The 15,306-nt window shown below is 63.3% G+C and carries 15 protein-coding genes and 1 pseudogene; 8 read left to right on the top strand and 8 right to left on the bottom strand.

Annotated elements, in window-relative coordinates:
* Positions 1 to 33 precede the first annotated feature (33 nt).
* The 3 genes from doeA (at position 34) to ACZ1A1_RS11005 (ending at position 3,019) form a co-directional block, all read left to right on the top strand.
* Entirely contained in the window at positions 34 to 1,215 is a 1,182-nt protein-coding gene (doeA, locus tag ACZ1A1_RS11015) for an ectoine hydrolase DoeA (protein ID WP_463619956.1), read from the top strand.
* A 3-nt stretch (positions 1,216 to 1,218) separates the two neighbouring features.
* Entirely contained in the window at positions 1,219 to 2,214 is a 996-nt protein-coding gene (gene doeB, locus ACZ1A1_RS11010) for a N(2)-acetyl-L-2,4-diaminobutanoate deacetylase DoeB (RefSeq protein ID WP_463619955.1), read from the top strand.
* 112 nt (positions 2,215 to 2,326) lie between these two features.
* The gene (locus ACZ1A1_RS11005) at positions 2,327 to 3,019 is read left to right on the top strand and encodes a DUF72 domain-containing protein (protein WP_463620111.1); all 693 of its coding nucleotides are present in this window, start codon (positions 2,327 to 2,329) and stop codon (positions 3,017 to 3,019) included.
* Positions 3,020 to 3,065: 46 nt separating this feature from the next.
* Here the strand turns inward: ACZ1A1_RS11005 and ACZ1A1_RS11000 are convergent, their stop codons facing one another.
* The gene (locus ACZ1A1_RS11000) at positions 3,066 to 3,248 is read right to left on the bottom strand and encodes a hypothetical protein (protein ID WP_463619954.1); all 183 of its coding nucleotides are present in this window, start codon (positions 3,246 to 3,248) and stop codon (positions 3,066 to 3,068) included.
* 139 nt (positions 3,249 to 3,387) lie between these two features.
* Between ACZ1A1_RS11000 and ACZ1A1_RS10995 the strand changes: the two genes are divergently transcribed.
* Positions 3,388 to 3,879, top strand: coding sequence for a DUF3597 domain-containing protein (locus ACZ1A1_RS10995; RefSeq protein ID WP_463619953.1), 492 nt, complete (start codon positions 3,388 to 3,390; stop codon positions 3,877 to 3,879).
* Between the two features lie 368 nt (positions 3,880 to 4,247).
* Positions 4,248 to 4,601: a hypothetical protein gene (locus ACZ1A1_RS10990; protein WP_313192515.1), complete on the top strand. Its 354-nt coding sequence runs from the start codon at positions 4,248 to 4,250 to the stop codon at positions 4,599 to 4,601.
* Positions 4,602 to 4,758: 157 nt separating this feature from the next.
* Here the strand turns inward: ACZ1A1_RS10990 and ACZ1A1_RS10985 are convergent, their stop codons facing one another.
* The gene (locus ACZ1A1_RS10985) at positions 4,759 to 5,997 is read right to left on the bottom strand and encodes an MFS transporter (RefSeq protein WP_415215100.1); all 1,239 of its coding nucleotides are present in this window, start codon (positions 5,995 to 5,997) and stop codon (positions 4,759 to 4,761) included.
* 826 nt (positions 5,998 to 6,823) lie between these two features.
* Here ACZ1A1_RS10985 and ACZ1A1_RS10980 point away from each other — a divergent pair.
* Both ACZ1A1_RS10980 and ACZ1A1_RS10975 read left to right on the top strand, forming a co-directional pair.
* Positions 6,824 to 7,558 carry a hypothetical protein gene (locus tag ACZ1A1_RS10980; protein WP_463619952.1) on the top strand — a complete coding sequence of 245 codons (735 nt, stop codon included), beginning with the start codon at positions 6,824 to 6,826 and terminating at the stop codon, positions 7,556 to 7,558.
* 422 nt (positions 7,559 to 7,980) lie between these two features.
* Positions 7,981 to 8,106 (top strand): annotated as a pseudogene (locus tag ACZ1A1_RS10975) (ABC transporter permease); the annotation flags it as partial.
* A gap of 55 nt (positions 8,107 to 8,161) precedes the next feature.
* Here the strand turns inward: ACZ1A1_RS10975 and ACZ1A1_RS10970 are convergent.
* Complete coding sequence (locus ACZ1A1_RS10970) at positions 8,162 to 8,587, bottom strand: NUDIX hydrolase (protein WP_463619951.1); 426 nt, start codon at positions 8,585 to 8,587, stop codon at positions 8,162 to 8,164.
* A 179-nt stretch (positions 8,588 to 8,766) separates the two neighbouring features.
* Between ACZ1A1_RS10970 and ACZ1A1_RS10965 the strand changes: the two genes are divergently transcribed.
* The gene (locus ACZ1A1_RS10965) at positions 8,767 to 9,978 is read left to right on the top strand and encodes a molybdopterin molybdotransferase MoeA (RefSeq protein WP_463619950.1); all 1,212 of its coding nucleotides are present in this window, start codon (positions 8,767 to 8,769) and stop codon (positions 9,976 to 9,978) included.
* A 30-nt stretch (positions 9,979 to 10,008) separates the two neighbouring features.
* Here the strand turns inward: ACZ1A1_RS10965 and ACZ1A1_RS10960 are convergent, their stop codons facing one another.
* The 5 genes from ACZ1A1_RS10960 to ACZ1A1_RS10940 all read right to left on the bottom strand — a co-directional run bounded on the left by ACZ1A1_RS10960 (position 10,009) and on the right by ACZ1A1_RS10940 (position 15,246).
* The gene (locus ACZ1A1_RS10960) at positions 10,009 to 10,290 is read right to left on the bottom strand and encodes a cupin domain-containing protein (protein WP_463619949.1); all 282 of its coding nucleotides are present in this window, start codon (positions 10,288 to 10,290) and stop codon (positions 10,009 to 10,011) included.
* On the bottom strand, positions 10,287 to 10,919 hold the full coding sequence (locus ACZ1A1_RS10955; RefSeq protein ID WP_463619948.1) for a class I SAM-dependent methyltransferase: 633 nt from the start codon (positions 10,917 to 10,919) through the stop codon (positions 10,287 to 10,289). Before ACZ1A1_RS10955 ends, ACZ1A1_RS10960 begins: the two co-directional genes overlap by 4 nt.
* Positions 10,920 to 10,932: 13 nt before the next feature.
* Entirely contained in the window at positions 10,933 to 12,192 is a 1,260-nt protein-coding gene (locus ACZ1A1_RS10950; protein WP_463619947.1) for an MFS transporter, read from the bottom strand.
* 1 nt (position 12,193) lies between these two features.
* Entirely contained in the window at positions 12,194 to 14,311 is a 2,118-nt protein-coding gene (locus ACZ1A1_RS10945) for a TonB-dependent receptor (RefSeq protein WP_463619946.1), read from the bottom strand.
* A 107-nt stretch (positions 14,312 to 14,418) separates the two neighbouring features.
* Positions 14,419 to 15,246 (bottom strand): helix-turn-helix transcriptional regulator, encoded by an 828-nt coding sequence (locus ACZ1A1_RS10940; protein ID WP_463619945.1) that lies wholly within the window; start codon positions 15,244 to 15,246, stop codon positions 14,419 to 14,421.
* Positions 15,247 to 15,306: the final 60 nt, after the last annotated feature.

Genomic DNA, 15,306 nt, shown 5'->3' with positions numbered 1-15,306 from the left:
ACCGGCTTTTCGCCGGGTATAGAGGAAAAACCGATGAAACAAGCGAACCTGAAGTTCACGCTTCCGGAGTATGAAGCGCGTCTGCAAAAAACGCGCAAGGCCATGGCAGCCAAGGGCATCGACGTGCTGATCTGCAGCGATCCGTCGAACATGAACTGGCTGACGGGCTATGACGGCTGGTCCTTCTACGTGCACCAGTGCGTCGTCGTGCCGCCGACGGGCGAGCCGATCTGGTACGGCCGCGGGCAGGACGCCAACGGCGCGAAGCTCACCGCCTATCTGAAGCACGAGAACATCATCGGCTATCCGGACCATTACGTGCAGTCCACCGAGCGCCACCCGATGGATTATCTTTCGGCGAAACTCGCCGAGCGCGGCCTCGACAAGCTGACCATCGGCGTGGAGATGGACAATTACTGGTTCTCCGCCGCCGCCTTCGCCTCGCTGCAGAAGCACCTGCCGAATGCCCGCTTCGTCGATGCCACCGCGCTCGTCAACTGGCAGCGCGCCGTCAAGAGCGAGACGGAAATCCGCTACATGCGCAATGCCGCGCGGATCGTAGAGAAGATGCATGAACGCATCTTCGACAAGATTGAGGTCGGCATGCGCAAATGCGATCTGGTGGCGGAAATCTACGATGCCGGCACGCGCGGCGTCGATAGCATCGGCGGCGATTATCCGGCCATCGTGCCGCTCTTGCCCTCCGGTGTCGAGGCTTCCGCGCCGCACCTCACCTGGGACGATCGGCCGATGCAGTCGGGCGAGGGTACCTTCTTCGAGATCGCCGGCTGCTATCACCGCTACCATGTGCCGCTCTCGCGCACGGTCTTCCTCGGCAAGCCGACGCAGGCCTTCCTCGATGCGGAAAAGGCCACTCTGGAAGGCATGGAGGCGGGGCTCGAAAAGGCGCGGCCCGGCAATACCTGCGAGGACATCGCCAATGCCTTCTTCGCCGTGCTCAAGAAATACGGCATCGTGAAGGACAATCGCACGGGCTACGGCATCGGCGTTTCCTATCCGCCGGACTGGGGCGAGCGCACGATGAGCCTGCGCCCCGGCGACCGCAGCGAGCTGAAGCCGGGCATGACGTTCCACTTCATGACGGGGCTCTGGCTCGAAGACATGGGCTTCGAGACGACGGAAAGCATCCTGATCACCGAAACCGGCGTCGAGTGCCTGGCCAATGTGCCGCGCAAGCTTCTCGTGAAGGATTGAGCCATGCGCGCGTCTCCGATCAGCCCCACGGTCGATTTTTCGGCCGGGGGCGTGCAGCACGGCTTCCTGCGCCTGCCCTACAGCCGGGACGATTCCGCCTGGGGCTCCGTGATGATCCCGATAACGGTGGTGAAGAACGGGGAGGGCCCGACCGCCCTTATGACCGGCGGCAACCATGGCGACGAATATGAGGGGCCGATCGCGCTCTTCGACCTCGCCCGGTCCTTGAAGGCTGAGGAGGTCACCGGCCGGATCATCATCGTGCCCGCGATGAATTACCCGGCATTCCTGGCCGGCACGCGCACCTCGCCGATCGACAAAGGCAACATGAACCGCAGCTTTCCGGGCGCGCCCGACGGTACGGTGACCCAGAAGATCGCCGATTATTTCCAGCGCGTTCTGCTGCCGCTCGCCGATATCGTGCTGGACTTCCATTCAGGCGGCAAGACTTTGGATTTCCTGCCCTTCTGCGCCGCTCATATCCTGCCGGACAAGGCGCAGGAGGCAAAAGCCTTCGAGCTCGTCAGCGCCTTCGGTGCGCCCTGGTCGATGAAGATGCTGGAGATCGACGCGGTCGGCATGTACGATACGGCGGCGGAGGAGATGGGGAAGATCTTCATCACCACCGAACTCGGCGGCGGCGGCACGGCGACCGCGAAAAGCGCCGGCATCGCCAAGCGAGGCATCCGGAACGTGCTGAAGGCGGCGGGTATCCTGAAGGGGAGGGCGGAAGCCTCCGAGACCATCTGGCTCGACATGCCCAACGGCAACTGCTTCTCCTTCGCGGAGGACGGCGGCCTTATCGAACCGCTCTTCGACCTAGGCGAAGCGGTAAAAAACGGCGACGTCGTCGCCCGGATCTATCCCGTCGGCCGCACCGGCGTTCAGCCGCTGGAAGTCAGGGCGAAAATGGACGGCATCCTCGCCGCCCGCCATTTCCCCGGCCTCGTCAAATCCGGCGATTGCGTCAGCGTGCTGGCGGCCGTCGTGCCGTCATAGAGCAGGTTTCCGCTTTCCGATGCGGGCCCATGTAGCCGGCACGGGAACTCCAATGCCGGTCTTCCCATTCCTCCTGCGGCCGCATTCTGGCGGGCCGCAGGAGGAAATCGATTTGCCGATCATTGCGACCGCCGCCTGGTCGATCCCGCAAAAATGGGCCCACCGGTTTTCTCGGGAGGGAAGTGGCCTGACCAGATATGCGTCCGTGTTCGACGGTGTCGAGATCAACTCGACCTTCTATCGCCGGCACAGGACTACGACCTTCGCGCGATGGGCCGAGTCGGTGCCGGACGGCTTTCGGTTCTCGGTGAAGATCCCCAGGGAGATCAGCCATGGCCGGGCGATGAAGGATATCGCCGAACCGTTCGACGCTTTCCTCGAAGACATCGCGCCGCTCGGAGAAAAGTGCGGCCCGATGCTGTGCCAGTTGCCGCCCTCGCTGGCGTTCGATGCCGACAAGTTCGAGACCGCATTCAAGACGATGCGGGATGCCGATGCGGGACCGATCGTCATCGAGGTGCGCCACAAAAGCTGGGCATCCGAGGCGGCATTGGAGCTGCTCGAGACATACGCGATCGACCGGGTTCTCGCCGATCCGGCGCTGGTGTGGCCTATAGAGGATTTCCCCGAGCCGCCGCGATATATCCGCCTGCACGGCAAGCCGAAGGTTTATTATTCGAGCTACACCGATGAAGAGATAAGGGCGTTCCGGAACCTTGCGGCGCCCGATGGCTGGTGCGTCTTCGACAACACGGCCTCCGGGGCCGCAATCGAAAATGCACTGACGATGCTCGATGAGCAATAACGGTTCGGATGAAAGGCGCGAGTGAAAGCGCCCTCCGTCTGCCGACTCAACGGTGCATTTTCGCAGGCACTTCCTCACCCGGTACGGAAGTGATGTCGGGCGCTTCTTCAGGCACGACATCAGGTCCCGGTTCTTCGATCGGGCGCTCGGGGATGTCGGGCAACGAATCCGGCGTTTCTTCCGGTGGAACCTCCACCGGCTTTTTCGGGTCCTTCGGATCGATGGGCATATCGGCCTCCTGTTCATGTCGTCAAACCCGTCTTTTCCGACATTGTTCCGATCTTGCAGGGCTTCAGGCTGCCGCGGGTCATTGAAACCCCAGAGCCACGCGCTAATGTCACATGTGTCAAACGCTAAAGGAGCTGTTCATGGGCATTTTCAGCCGCATTAAGGAAAAACTTTTCGGTGGTTCGGCGGAGCAGCCGGAACGGACCGTGACCGCGGGCGCCAGCAGCCCTTCAAGTGCCGATATGGCCGGGACGACCACACAGGGCACCGGGGCGAAGCCGGCGCAGGACGGCGGCAATTCCAAGCTCGGCGACGAAGTCACCGCGACGCTCTCGGGGGCGCATTCAGAATCCGGCGCCGCGAAGCAGGCCGGGCCGGTCGATGTCGCAGCCGTCATGGATGCCGCGGTGAAGAAGAACGGCCAGAAACTCGATTGGCGTCGTTCGATCGTCGACATGATGAAGGCGCTCGATCTGGATTCGAGCCTGTCGGCACGCAAGGAACTCGCCGACGAGTTGGGCTACACGGGCGACAAGAACGACTCCGCCACCATGAACGTCTGGCTTCACAAGGCACTCATGAAGGCGCTGGCCGACAACGGAGGGAAGGTGCCGGCGGAGCTGCTTGACTAGAGGCTCCCACAAGCCAGGTCCGCAGAGACCATAGGAAAATCTGGAGGCAGGCGTCGCCCGCGGCTCCCGGGGTTCCGGGAAGGCGTATTTACGGGCGGCGACTGCCGACAGTCGCGCCATATGCGAAACCGACGTGCATATCCTTCTCCCTTTGCAAGATGATCCAAGTATCCTCGGTGTTCCGGCGCCAGCTTCGTCTTCTCTTGCAAGACAAACGCCCACCGAAGCGGGTATCCCGTTAGCCTTCGGCGACCTTTGTTCCTCTTCACTCTCCTCTTCGATCTGAACGATACCGACGGCGTCGGAACAATTGCCAGCTGATGGGGTTTGCCCATCATGCGGATTGTCCGCCAAACGAGGAGATGAAGATGTTTTTGAAACTGGCAACGGTAACGGCTGCGGCCGTATTCATGAGCGTTTCGGCCTATGCGCAGACACAGGGAGGCGACAACAATCAGTCGCCCGGTGGCGAGGCCGATCACTCGGCGGTGAACCAGGGCGCTGGTGATAATCACCAGATCTGGAGCGGCGAATCCGGCGACGTGTTCTTCAGCGACGTACAGAACCGCAAGATGCGGTCGGAGGCGGAATGGCCGGATCGCTGGACCAAGCTTTCCGACGACCAGCGCGCCGAGATCAAAAGGCGCTGCGATGCCGCCTCGCAGACAAATCGCGACGATGCCGAAGCCGGCGCGATCTGCTCGTTCGTCGGCAAGAATTAACCGGCATGAATGAAAACAGCCGCGCGCTTTGCCGCGCGGCTGTTTTCATGGCTATCCATGGTGGGCCATCCGGTCTGCAGAAATGGATCCGGCCATGTTCGGGTCGGAGGTTGCATTTGAGAACAGGGCGTCACAGCTATCAAAAGTCTTGTGAACGTTATTTTCGGTCCGGCGCGTCCAATGCATCGATCTTGCGCAACTGCGGGAACATCCACGCCCAGAGCACCGAGACGGCCAGGGTGCCGATGCCGCCGATGACGACAGCCGGTACGACGCCGATGAAATGCGTCATGACGCCTGCGCGGAATTCGCCGAGTTCGTTCGATGCGCCGATGAAGACCGAGTTGACGGCATTGACGCGGCCACGCACTTCGTCCGGCGTCCAGAGCGCCATCAGCGTTTCGCGCACATAGACCGAGATCATGTCGCCGGCGCCCATGAAGGCGAGCGCCACGATCGAGAGCCACGGCGTTTGCGACAGGCCGAAAACCATCGTGGCGAGGCCGAACACGGCGACGCCGACAAACATCTTGATTCCCGAACCATGCCGGATCGGAAACGTCGCCAGGAAGATCGCCATGGCGATCGCGCCGACGCCGGGAGCCGCACGCAGGAGGCCGAGGCCCAGCGGCCCGAGAACCAGAATGTCGGACGCGAAGATCGGCATCAGCGCGACAGCGCCGCCGAGCAGCACTGCGAAGAGATCGAGTGAAATCGCGCCGAGCACGACCTTCTCGAAACGGATGAACTTGAAGCCGGCAAGGATATAGGTCCAGCTCGTCGGTTCGCCGACCTTGCGCTGGGCAGGCTTGGGGATGAGGAAGACCAGTACGGTGGCGGCGGCCATGAAGGCGAGGGCGACCGAATAGGCGACCGTCGGATCGAGCCCGTAGAGCAGACCGCCCGTCATGGGGCCGACGATCGAGGCCGTCTGCCAGGACGAGGCATTCCAGGCGAAGGAGTTGGCGAGGTCCTTTTCCGGCACGAGATTGGGCGAAAGCGACTGGACCGCCGGTCCCATGAAGGCGCGCTCGATGCCGAAGATCACGAGAATGACGAAGACCGGGACGGGCGCGAAGGTGCCGGTAACGGTGAGCAGCAGCAGCGCGGCGGCGCAGAACGCGCTGATGGCAAGGCAGATCGAGACGATGGAGCGTCTGCTGTAGCGGTCGGTCACGGAACCGGTGACCAGGATGAGCAGCAGCGAGGGTAAGAACTGCACCAAGCCGATCATGCCGAGCAGGAAGGCGCTCCGGGTGACCTCATACATCTGCCAGCCGACGGCGACCGAGATGATCTGGATCGCAAAGGCGGCGAGGAAACGGGCAAAGAAAAACTGGGTGTAGGAACGATGCCGAAAGGCGGCAAAGCGGTCGCCCGCCGATGTGATTTGCATGAAAGGCTCTTGTGGGAAGAAGCAGCGGCCCGCCGGTCGTGGAATACGTGCCCAACGGGTTGATTGCCGGATAAGAAGCCGGGGAATGAATATTTGTCAACGGGAAACAGCCATGACGAAGGGCGCGCGTTCAATCGGCAACCCGGAACTGATCACAAGTTTCGCGCTATGCGAGCCGCTGTTGATGATACTTAAGCAGGGGTGTAGCTCGCGGCTGGCGCTTATGGCAGGCCAATGTTGCTAGCAATTGCTTTTCGTAAGCAAGCGGGTTCATCTACTGTAGACCTGCTTTATGACACGAAACACGACTGCCAGAGGTGAGGCTAGCTACACCAATCTTGTGGCTACCCCGACGCAGTCGGCAACCGAAGTCTTAACGTTACGGCCAGCGCTCGCATTGATGCCAGAGATTGTGAAGCTTGGTTCAGTCGTCGGAAGTCCAGGCTAATTCCAATTCTGCGTCAACAGCGATCATGCTGCACACATAATCGATCGTTTATGAATTAAACCAAGGACGTGCCGCTATTCACAATCGCATCAATGCCCCCTTGGCAACTGAGTATGAGAGCTTTGGATTGCTATAAGCGGAAAATATGGCGATGGATTTTTCGTTGTAAGCTATTGTAATAATTTGAATAACCACTTTCATGTGTAATTCCTTTTGCATTATTGCCCGGATGGATTTTACCGTGATGAACTATGTAGTTCTTATGTTCTGATCGTTTTGGGTTCAGAGTTGGTTGACGGCGGAAATTGACTCTAGCATACTGACTGCAGAGGCTGGCTTTAGCATCTTATGGAAGGTCGGGATAAGTTCGGAGGGCGCATGGTAGATGAACCGCAGAATTTGAACAATGAATCCGCAAGCGACTCCGAACGGGTGAAGGGCTCGAGGATTCCTCCTTACATTTCGTATAAGACTTTCCTTAGGTTGCTCGAAGAATTAAAGACTAGCATGCCGCCGCAGATCGACCGGTCGGTCCTACGTCGCTTTTCCGGCGGAATGCAGAACCAGGTTATTCATACTTTGAAGGCACTGAGCCTGATTGACGACAACCGTGTCCCGAAGCCGATGTTGAAGACGTTGGTGGACGCGCTCGGCACCGCAGAATTCAAGGAGCCGTTTCGGCAGGTAATGAAGGCGACCTACCCATATATCTTCGAGCTAGATTTGATGACGGCGACGCCGACGATGTTTGCCGACAAGTTCAAGGAAGCGACCGGAGCAAAGGAAGATATCCTTCGAAAGTGTCGGACATTCTTCCTTCATGCCGCCAAGGAAGTCGGTATCCCGCTTGGCCCTCGCATCGAGCAGGGTACGTTCCCACGCGCGCGTTCCAATGGTGGGAAGCGGGCGAAAGCTGCCCCTAAAGTCAAGATCGACGATAACATACAGGACCAGCCGCCACCAAAGGTCGACCCGACCGTTTCTGTGGTTGACCGGTTGCTGAGCAAGTTCCCAGAGTTTGATCCTAGCTGGCCGGACGACATCAAGAAACAATGGTTCGATGGCTTCCAGCAGTTCATGTCGGGAGCTGGAATCAAAAAGAGCGACACCTGAAGATGCCGCTCTCTTCAAATCGAGTGTTCCGCGTCTCTGCTCGCCAGCGTCACGCGGGACAGAACCCTAGCAAGAAAGGAGGATGTGTCATGTGGTTCATGACCCGGAGAATACCGGAAGCCGCCTTAGGCGGCTCAACCCATCCCTCCATAGGGGGGAAGCGCGAAGGTGCAGGAGCGTTTAGCTTCTTCGCCTTCGCGTTACACGTATCAAATCCGCTCGAATCCGTCTAGGGCTGGGCTATGCCAAACGAAAGGGCGTCGAGAAGAAATTCGAGGAAGCCACCCGCGAACTTGAAACGGGCAACAGCAAGCAAGCAAGCTTTTGGCGCGGCCAAAGGCAAAGCTGCCCAAGGACGAAAAGCTCCCCTCATCCGGACGACCGTCGACCCGCGCGTCCGGTGGCCGTGCCCCGGCGCCGTCAATCGTTTCTTGCTGGCGGGCCTCAATTTTTACTGGCAACAGGTCGGCACCAGCCTCCTCATTTTCTCCATCCTCGCGATCGACTTCGCCAAACGCAAAGCAGCCGGGCGGGCCTGCTTCCGATAAATGTGTTGGTCAGATATTCTCATGAGGTGGTCCACTAAGTCGCGAACGTGTTTCCCTATCGCTCCAATTCCATCGATAGCTGCATCCGGCGAAAGGCCGGGAGGATGCGGTCGCGGGTCAGGGGGGCGAGCGGCAGGGACGCGGCATTGTGGACCTTTATCCATCGCGCCTCCTCGATCTCTGCGGCCGGGGCGATGACCTCGTCGCGAAGGCGGATCAGGAACACATAGGCGTTGACGATGTATCCCGGTTCGTTCGCGGCCTCGGCCTGGTAGGAGCCGAAGGGCGTCATGCGGTCGGCGGCAATGTCGAGACCCAGTTCTTCCTTCAGCTCCCGGATAAGGGCCTCCTTCGGTCCTTCCGTGTCTTCGATCTTTCCGCCCGCCTGCATGAATGCATGCGTACCGCGCTTGCGCACCAGAAGCGTGTCGCCGTCGTCGCGAAAGACCAGCGCTGCCGAGATCCGGATCTCCTTGTGCATGTTCCCTCTCTGGTCTGGATGGCGTGGCCGCCGGCTCGGCTGTTTCATACGTCGATATATTTCAAAAAATATACTGATTTGGGAAGAGTCCATATCGGTGTAGGGGGCAATTGCGGTCCCTGTGCTATCTTTCGCACGCCGCTTGATCGAACGGACGAGCGAATTGGGCCTGGAAGATCATGAACGATGGCAAAGTGAAGACCCTCGATGACGCGCTGGCCTTCATCGCCAGCTATGTCGAGGCGGCGATACCCTCCGCAAGGGTATCCCTGTCCGCGGCCCATGGCCTTGTTCTGGCGGAAGATATCGTCGCTCCCGTCTCGCTGCCGCGTTTCGACAATGCGGCGATGGATGGCTTCGCCATCCGGTCGGAGGATATCCTGCCGGATGGAACCGCCTGTCTCAAGATCACCCAGACGATCGCCGCGGGACAGGAGGTCGTGCATGCGCTCCCGGCCGGCGAGGCGGCTCGGATAACGACAGGCGCAGCGCTGCCTCCCGGCGCCGACCGTGTCGTCGTGCAAGAGGCGGCGCAGGTCGCGGGCGACATGGTCCATCTGACGGCGGATGCCGGTGGAAAACCGCATATCCGCCGCACCGGCGAGGACGTTTCGCGGGGCGACGTCCTGCTGAAGGCCGGTACGCGTATCGGTGCGGGCCAGCTTGCGCTCCTGACGGCGCTCGGCCTGCGCTCCGTGCTGGTGGTGCCGCGGCCGAAGGTGGCTCTGCTCTCGACCGGCAACGAGCTTGTCGACAGCCCCGGATTCCTGAAGAGCGGCCAGATCTACGATACCAACCGGCCGATGCTGTCGCGGATGCTCCAGGCGGCCGGCGCGGAGGTCACGGATCTCGGTATCGCCGCGGACGACCCGCAGGCGATCCTCGCGAAGCTCGTCGAGGCGGCGAGCGGCCACGATCTGCTGGTCTCGTCCGGCGGGGCTTCCGTCGGCTTTGCCGATCATCTGACGCAGATCGTTTCCCGCCGCGGCTTTCTCGAATTCTGGAAGCTCGACCTGCGGCCGGGCAAGCCGATCGGGTTCGGCGATGTCGACGATTGCCCCATCCTGCTTCTTCCGGGAAACCCGTTCGCCGCCGCTGTCGGGTTCAACCTGCTGGGCCGCGCGATCATCGCCTGCCTGGAAGGAACGAAACCGGGCAGGAATGTCTGGCGGCTTCCTCTCGGCCAGCCGGTCTCCAGAACAGGCGGCGGGACGCAGGTCCTTCCGGGCCGGCTTCGGCATGAGCCCGGTCACGCAATGACGGTGGAACCGCTCCCTTATCCGGGTTCGGCCAGCATTCGCGCCCTCGCGCTCGCGGACGTGATGATCGTCCTTCCTCCCGGGCAAGGGAACATCCCGGCCGGCGGGCATGTCGAGGTCCTGCCCATCTGATCGCACGGCGCGGATCGGCAACGTGCCGGGTCACATCTTGCCGATAAGGACGAGGCGGCCGGGCTCGATGACGCGGATGGCATGCTCGACGCCCGCCTCGACGACGAGATGGTCGCCCGGCCCGAAGGAGAGCGTGGATCCGCTCATGCACAGCTCGAAGCGGCCGCTCACGACGATGGCGAATTCCGCCGTTTCGCCCGCATGCGCGGGAATGTCGGCCTCCACCTCAGCGTCGATCACCAGCATGTCGCCGAGCTTTCCGGTGATGCGGCCGCGGAAGCCGGGGGCCTCGATGAGGGGCTCCTTCGTCATGCCTTGTCCTCCTTGCGGGCGATGAAGAGAATGCCGGCGCTCGCGACTTCGCGTGTCTCGATGGGCATCAGGCCGGCCTCGTGCGCCCATCGGGCAAGCGTCGCCGGTTCGTCGAAGCGCATGGTCTCCGCCATGCTGGCGGAGATCCTCGCGATCTGCTTCCGGAAGGCCGGCGGGGAGGTGATGAGCGCCAGCCGGCCGCCGGGCTTCAGCACGCGCGCCATCTCCTTCAGGCTTTCGAGCGGCTCGGGAAAGAAGAAGAAGGCGTTGAGGCAATAGACCTTGTCGATCGTGCCGCTCGCGACGGGCAGGGCCGCGGCGTCGGCCTCGTGCAATGTCAGGCGGCCTTCGGCGAGCGCCCGGGCGTTCAGCCGGCCGGAATTGGCGATCATGTCCGGGCTGTGGTCGATGGCGGCGGCGCGACAGCCGCTTTTCAACAGCCGGCGCAGGAAGACGCCGCCGCCGCAACCGACCTCCAGCACGAGATCGCTTTCTTCCGGCGGAAGCTGCCTGAGCGCCAGATCGAAGCCGGGCCGGTGGCCGAGGGGGAAACGGTAGAGCAGGTAGCCGAGAAGGCCGCCCGGCCGCCGCGCGATGCGGTCGACCATGGTGGAGGAAAGCTTCAGCATGGATGAGCCTCGATTATCGGGTCATGGGAATGGCGCGCGCGGCGCGCGAGACGAAGAGAAGGGCAAGGACGAGCGCGATACCCGCGCCGCCGAAGGCGAGAACATAGCCGGTGCGTCCCGCTGCCCAGACGACAAGGCCGGCAATCGCCATCTCGCCGAGCACATTGGCGCTCTGGAGCACGGTCACGTCCGTGCCCGCCTGTTTTCCCGCGCCGCCGAAGGCCATGATGATCGTCGCCGCCGAGACGGCGATGAAGCCGCTCGCGACCGACAGGACGCCGATTGCCGGCAGGACGGAGAACCAGCCTGTCGGCAGGATGCCCGCGGCAATGAGGCCGAAGAGGGCGAAGGCGAGGGCGGCGAGCGTCATGCCCGATCCCATGGCGAGCCAGCGGTTGCGCGCCGTCAGCGCACTGCCGAGCGGGCAGCCGAGCACCACCATGATAAGGCCGCTGAACGTGGCGACGAGGCCCGTATCCTGGTTGGACCAGCCCTGGTCGACGAGGAATATCCTGCTGACGCTGAGCCCGCCCGCATGGGCGCCGCCATAGATGAAGGCGAGCATGAGGAGAAGTGCGATGCCGGGCCGGCGGAACGTGTCGGCGAGCCGGGCCTTGCCGCCGCCTTGCGCCGTGGCGGGACGTGGCGGCTCGCGCCAGGAGAGGGCGATGGCGACGGTCAGGATCGGGAACAGCGCGAGCAGCAGAAATATGCCTTGCTGGCCGAGCCTGTCGGCGACCATCAGCACGCCGCCGCCGCCCACCATGAAGCCGCCCATCATGCCGCCGACCTGCAGCGCATTGGCATAGGCAAGCCCGCGTCCGGCAAGCTGCTCGGCCGCCAGGCCGTCCGTCGCGGTGTCCTGCGTGGCGCTGGCGATCGAGCCGATCATGAGCGCCGTCACCGCCATCCAGAGGCCGGCTCCTTCGAGCGGAAGGAAGGCGAGCAGAAGGAGGCAGGCGGCGAGGATTATCTGCATCGGCACGATCCAGCTCCTGCGGCGCCCGAGGCTTGCATTCCAGCGATTGTCGACCGCCGGCGCCCAGAGGAACTTGACGATCCAGGGCAGGCCGGCGAGCGGCACCAGCGCGATGACGTCCATGGAGACGCCGCTCTGGCGCATCAGCACGGGCACCGCCTCCATGGAAAGCCCCATGGGCAAGCCTTGCGTGAAGTAGAGTGCGCCGATCATCAGGAAGAAGCGCAGCCGGCCGGTTTCCGCCGGAGCGGGTGCGGCGGCGGCGAGGAGCATGGTATTGTCGTTCCCGCCCATGTCACCACACCTTGGCCAGCGTGATGCCGATCGTCCGGCCGGGAGCCGCCACGCCCATGTCGGTGCCGCTATAGCTGAAATAGTTCTTCAGGTAGCGCTCGTCTGTCAGGTTCTTCGCCCAGAGGCTAGCGCTCCAGCCGTCCTTCTCGATGCCGATATGGGCATCCACCAGATGCGTCGGTTTCTGCCGATAGCCGTTGTCGGCGGTAAAGGCGTAGGAACTGCGGAACGTATAGTCGAGGCCCGCCTTCAGCACCGCGCCGGCTTCGAGCTCCCGCTCGAAGCGCAGGCCCGCGCTGACGCTGTGGCGCGGCGCGAAGGGCAGGTCGTTGCCGGTATAGACCGCGCCCATCACCGTATCGACGAAATCGTCGTATCCGGCACGGGTGTAGCCATAGCCGAACCGCAGCCCGAATTCTTCGGTGAGCTGCGCGGTGGCCTCGATCTCCAGGCCCTTCGACGTCGCCGCAGCGGCATTGCGATAGACGCGGGTGAACGGCGTCGTGTAGATCACCGCCTGCTGGTCCTTCCAGTCGATGTAGAACAGCGAGGCCGCCAGGGTGAACCGGCCGTCGGCCGAGGTCGCCTTGGTGCCGAGCTCGTAGGACGTGGTGGTCTCGGGATCGTAGCGGTTCGCCGTGCCGTCCGCCTCGATATAGGGGCTGATGCCGCCCGACTTGTAGCCGCGGCTGATCTTGGCATAGGCGATGTTGCCTTCGGACAGGTGATAGGTGAGGGCCGCTTCCGGCGAGACGTTGGAGAAGGACACGTCGCCCTCGGCCCGGCCGGGCGTGCCGAACATGAAGCTGCCGCTCGGCGAGGAGATCTCGCTCGTCGTCGACTTGCGGTCGTAGGTGTAGCGTCCGCCGGCCGAAAGCTCCCATTGTGGCGTCAGGAAATAGCCGGCCTCGCCGAAGACCGACACCGTGTCCGCCGATTGCTCGAAGACGTCCCTGCTCCAGACATCCCGCGGGAAGGCCGCGAGGTCGAAATACTGCGTGCCCTCGAAGCGCTCATGCATGTAGAAGAGCCCGCCGCTCCAGCGGAAGACGTCGTCGTCCAGCGAGGAGAGGCGGATTTCCTGGCTGAACTGGCGCTGCGTCTCTTCCTGGGCCTGGCCGATGAAGGGCGTGGCGGTGAAGTCGCCGTCGAGATAGCTGCTCATCTCGTGGCCGCGGAAGGCGGTGATGGAGGTCAGCCGCACGGTCTCGAATTCATGGTCGATACGGACGGAGAGGCCGCCACTGTCGACGCTGTTCTCCGGCTCGAAATCATGGGTCGCCTCGTGGTCGAAGGCGAGCGGCAGCGGCGCATACCAGAGCCCGCCGTCGCTGCGGTCGCGGGTGTAATCGCCGATGATCCTGATCTTCGTGCCGTCGCCGACCTCGCCGGTGGCGACGATGCGCCCGGAGAAGATGTCGGTGTCGCTGACATCCTCGCCGGTGACGAGGTTTTCGATATAGCCGCGATTGCCGCTCCAGGCGGCGGAGGCGCGCACCGCCCAGTCCGTGCCCTCGATGGGCGTCTCGAAGGCCGCCTTGAAGCGCCTGTCGAGGTCCGTGCCGATGCTTGCGGAGAACTCGCCGCCGACGGTGTCGCCGGGCTCGCGCGAGATCAGGTTGACCGCCCCGCCGATCGTGTTCTTGCCGTAGAGCGTCGCCTGCGAGCCGCGCACCACCTCGACTCGCTCCAGGTCTTCGAGGATGAAGGGATAGCCCATCGGCCGGGCGAGGTAGACGTCGTCGAGGAACATGCCGACGGCCGGCTGCCTGTCGACGCCGCCGGAAATGCCGAGCGACGTCACGCCGCGAATGCTGACCGGGCCGCCCTGTCCGTTGAAGAGCACGTTCGGCGTCCTGAAGGCGGCATCCTCCATCGTGTCCGTCCGGCCCTTGCCGAGCTCCTCGGCGGGAATGGCGGTCACCGCGACGGGCGCCTCCTGGATCTTCTCCTCGCGCCGCCGCGCGGTGACGACGATCTGTTCGAGGACGGTTGCCCCGGACGTGGTGCCGCCGGCTTCCTGCTCCTGTGCGGCAGGCGAACCGGCGTCGATGAGAACGAGGCCCGTGGCCGCAAGGACGGTCGCGGCGCGCAGGGCGGCGTGGCGTTTTCCATTCATGATGAATTCCCTCATGTTTGCGAGGGTCTTCGCATGGGGCCGGCGTGAGGGACAATCGCAGGGCCGTTCGGGATCGCGGCAAAGACGTTCGGGAAACGGACTATCGGTCAGCGGGCCTTGCCGGCGATGGTGGTGGGCGCGACGCCGAAGCGGCGGCGGAACTCCGTGGCGAAATGCTGCGGCTGGTAGCCGACCTGCCGGGCGACACGGGCGATCGACGTCTCGCCGCCCTCCAGCAGCATACGGGCGGCATCCAGTCGGTTCGCCTTGACGAAGCCGTAGACGCTGGTGCCGAACAGCGCCTGGAAGCCGCTGCCCAGCTTCTTGGCATTCGTGCCGACGCGGCGGGCGAGCTCCGGCACGCTGGGCGGCGAGGCGAGCTCGGCCAGCAGGATGCTGCGCGCCTCGTGCAGCCGGGCGATGTCGCGCGCCGGCCATCCCGCCGTGACGCCGGCATGGCCGGGCGCGGCAGCATCGTCGAGGACATGGGCGACCATCTCCATCGCCTTGCCGGTCATGTAGAGGCGGCGGGCCGGGCCCTGCAGCGGGCAGCCGAGCATCTGCCAGGCGATGGTGCGCGCCGCTTCCGGCAAGGCAAGGCGCGGGTCCGGCGTCTTGCGCGAGATCAGCGCCAGCGTGTCCCCGCCGACCAGCGGCTCGGCCATGTCCGCCTCGATCTGCACGAAGACGGCCGCCACGCTGCCGTCGCGCAGGACGACATGGCGCGTCGCGACCTGTTCGCTGGCGGAGAAGATCGTGCCGCCGCCGCTTTCCCATTGGTGCTCGCCAAGGCCCTCCTGCTGGACGGAAAGGCTGCCTTCCAGCAGCGTGCCGAGCCAGTGGCCGGGCGGCGTGACGCTTTCCCACACCATTTCCCGCCGCACGGTGGCGGTCTCCAGGAAGATGTTGAGGCCACAGGCCCGGATGATCTCCACGGCGTTCTCCGGGGAAGGGGAATGCATTGCGGCCGGCGCGAGGCCGTGTGCCGCGAATAC

The sequence above is a fragment of the Shinella sp. R2-11 genome (assembly GCF_055330205.1).
This window is presented reverse-complemented; position numbering and strand designations above follow the sequence as displayed.

Bases quoted from the DNA above. Each gene is read 5' to 3' on its own strand.
- ACZ1A1_RS10970 (WP_463619951.1), bottom strand. From the start codon at position 8,587: ATGCACAAGGAGATCCGGATCTCGGCAGCGCTGGTCTTTCGCGACGAC.
- ACZ1A1_RS10965 (WP_463619950.1), top strand. From the start codon at position 8,767: ATGAACGATGGCAAAGTGAAGACCCTCGATGACGCGCTGGCCTTCATC.
- ACZ1A1_RS10950 (WP_463619947.1), bottom strand. From the start codon at position 12,192: ATGGGCGGGAACGACAATACCATGCTCCTCGCCGCCGCCGCACCCGCT.
- ACZ1A1_RS10945 (WP_463619946.1), bottom strand. From the start codon at position 14,311: ATGAATGGAAAACGCCACGCCGCCCTGCGCGCCGCGACCGTCCTTGCG.
- ACZ1A1_RS10995 (WP_463619953.1), top strand. From the start codon at position 3,388: ATGGGCATTTTCAGCCGCATTAAGGAAAAACTTTTCGGTGGTTCGGCG.
- ACZ1A1_RS10990 (WP_313192515.1), top strand. From the start codon at position 4,248: ATGTTTTTGAAACTGGCAACGGTAACGGCTGCGGCCGTATTCATGAGC.
- ACZ1A1_RS11000 (WP_463619954.1), bottom strand. From the start codon at position 3,248: ATGCCCATCGATCCGAAGGACCCGAAAAAGCCGGTGGAGGTTCCACCG.
- ACZ1A1_RS10980 (WP_463619952.1), top strand. From the start codon at position 6,824: ATGGTAGATGAACCGCAGAATTTGAACAATGAATCCGCAAGCGACTCC.
- doeA (WP_463619956.1), top strand. From the start codon at position 34: ATGAAACAAGCGAACCTGAAGTTCACGCTTCCGGAGTATGAAGCGCGT.
- doeB (WP_463619955.1), top strand. From the start codon at position 1,219: ATGCGCGCGTCTCCGATCAGCCCCACGGTCGATTTTTCGGCCGGGGGC.
- ACZ1A1_RS10985 (WP_415215100.1), bottom strand. From the start codon at position 5,997: ATGCAAATCACATCGGCGGGCGACCGCTTTGCCGCCTTTCGGCATCGT.
- ACZ1A1_RS10960 (WP_463619949.1), bottom strand. From the start codon at position 10,290: ATGACGAAGGAGCCCCTCATCGAGGCCCCCGGCTTCCGCGGCCGCATC.
- ACZ1A1_RS10955 (WP_463619948.1), bottom strand. From the start codon at position 10,919: ATGCTGAAGCTTTCCTCCACCATGGTCGACCGCATCGCGCGGCGGCCG.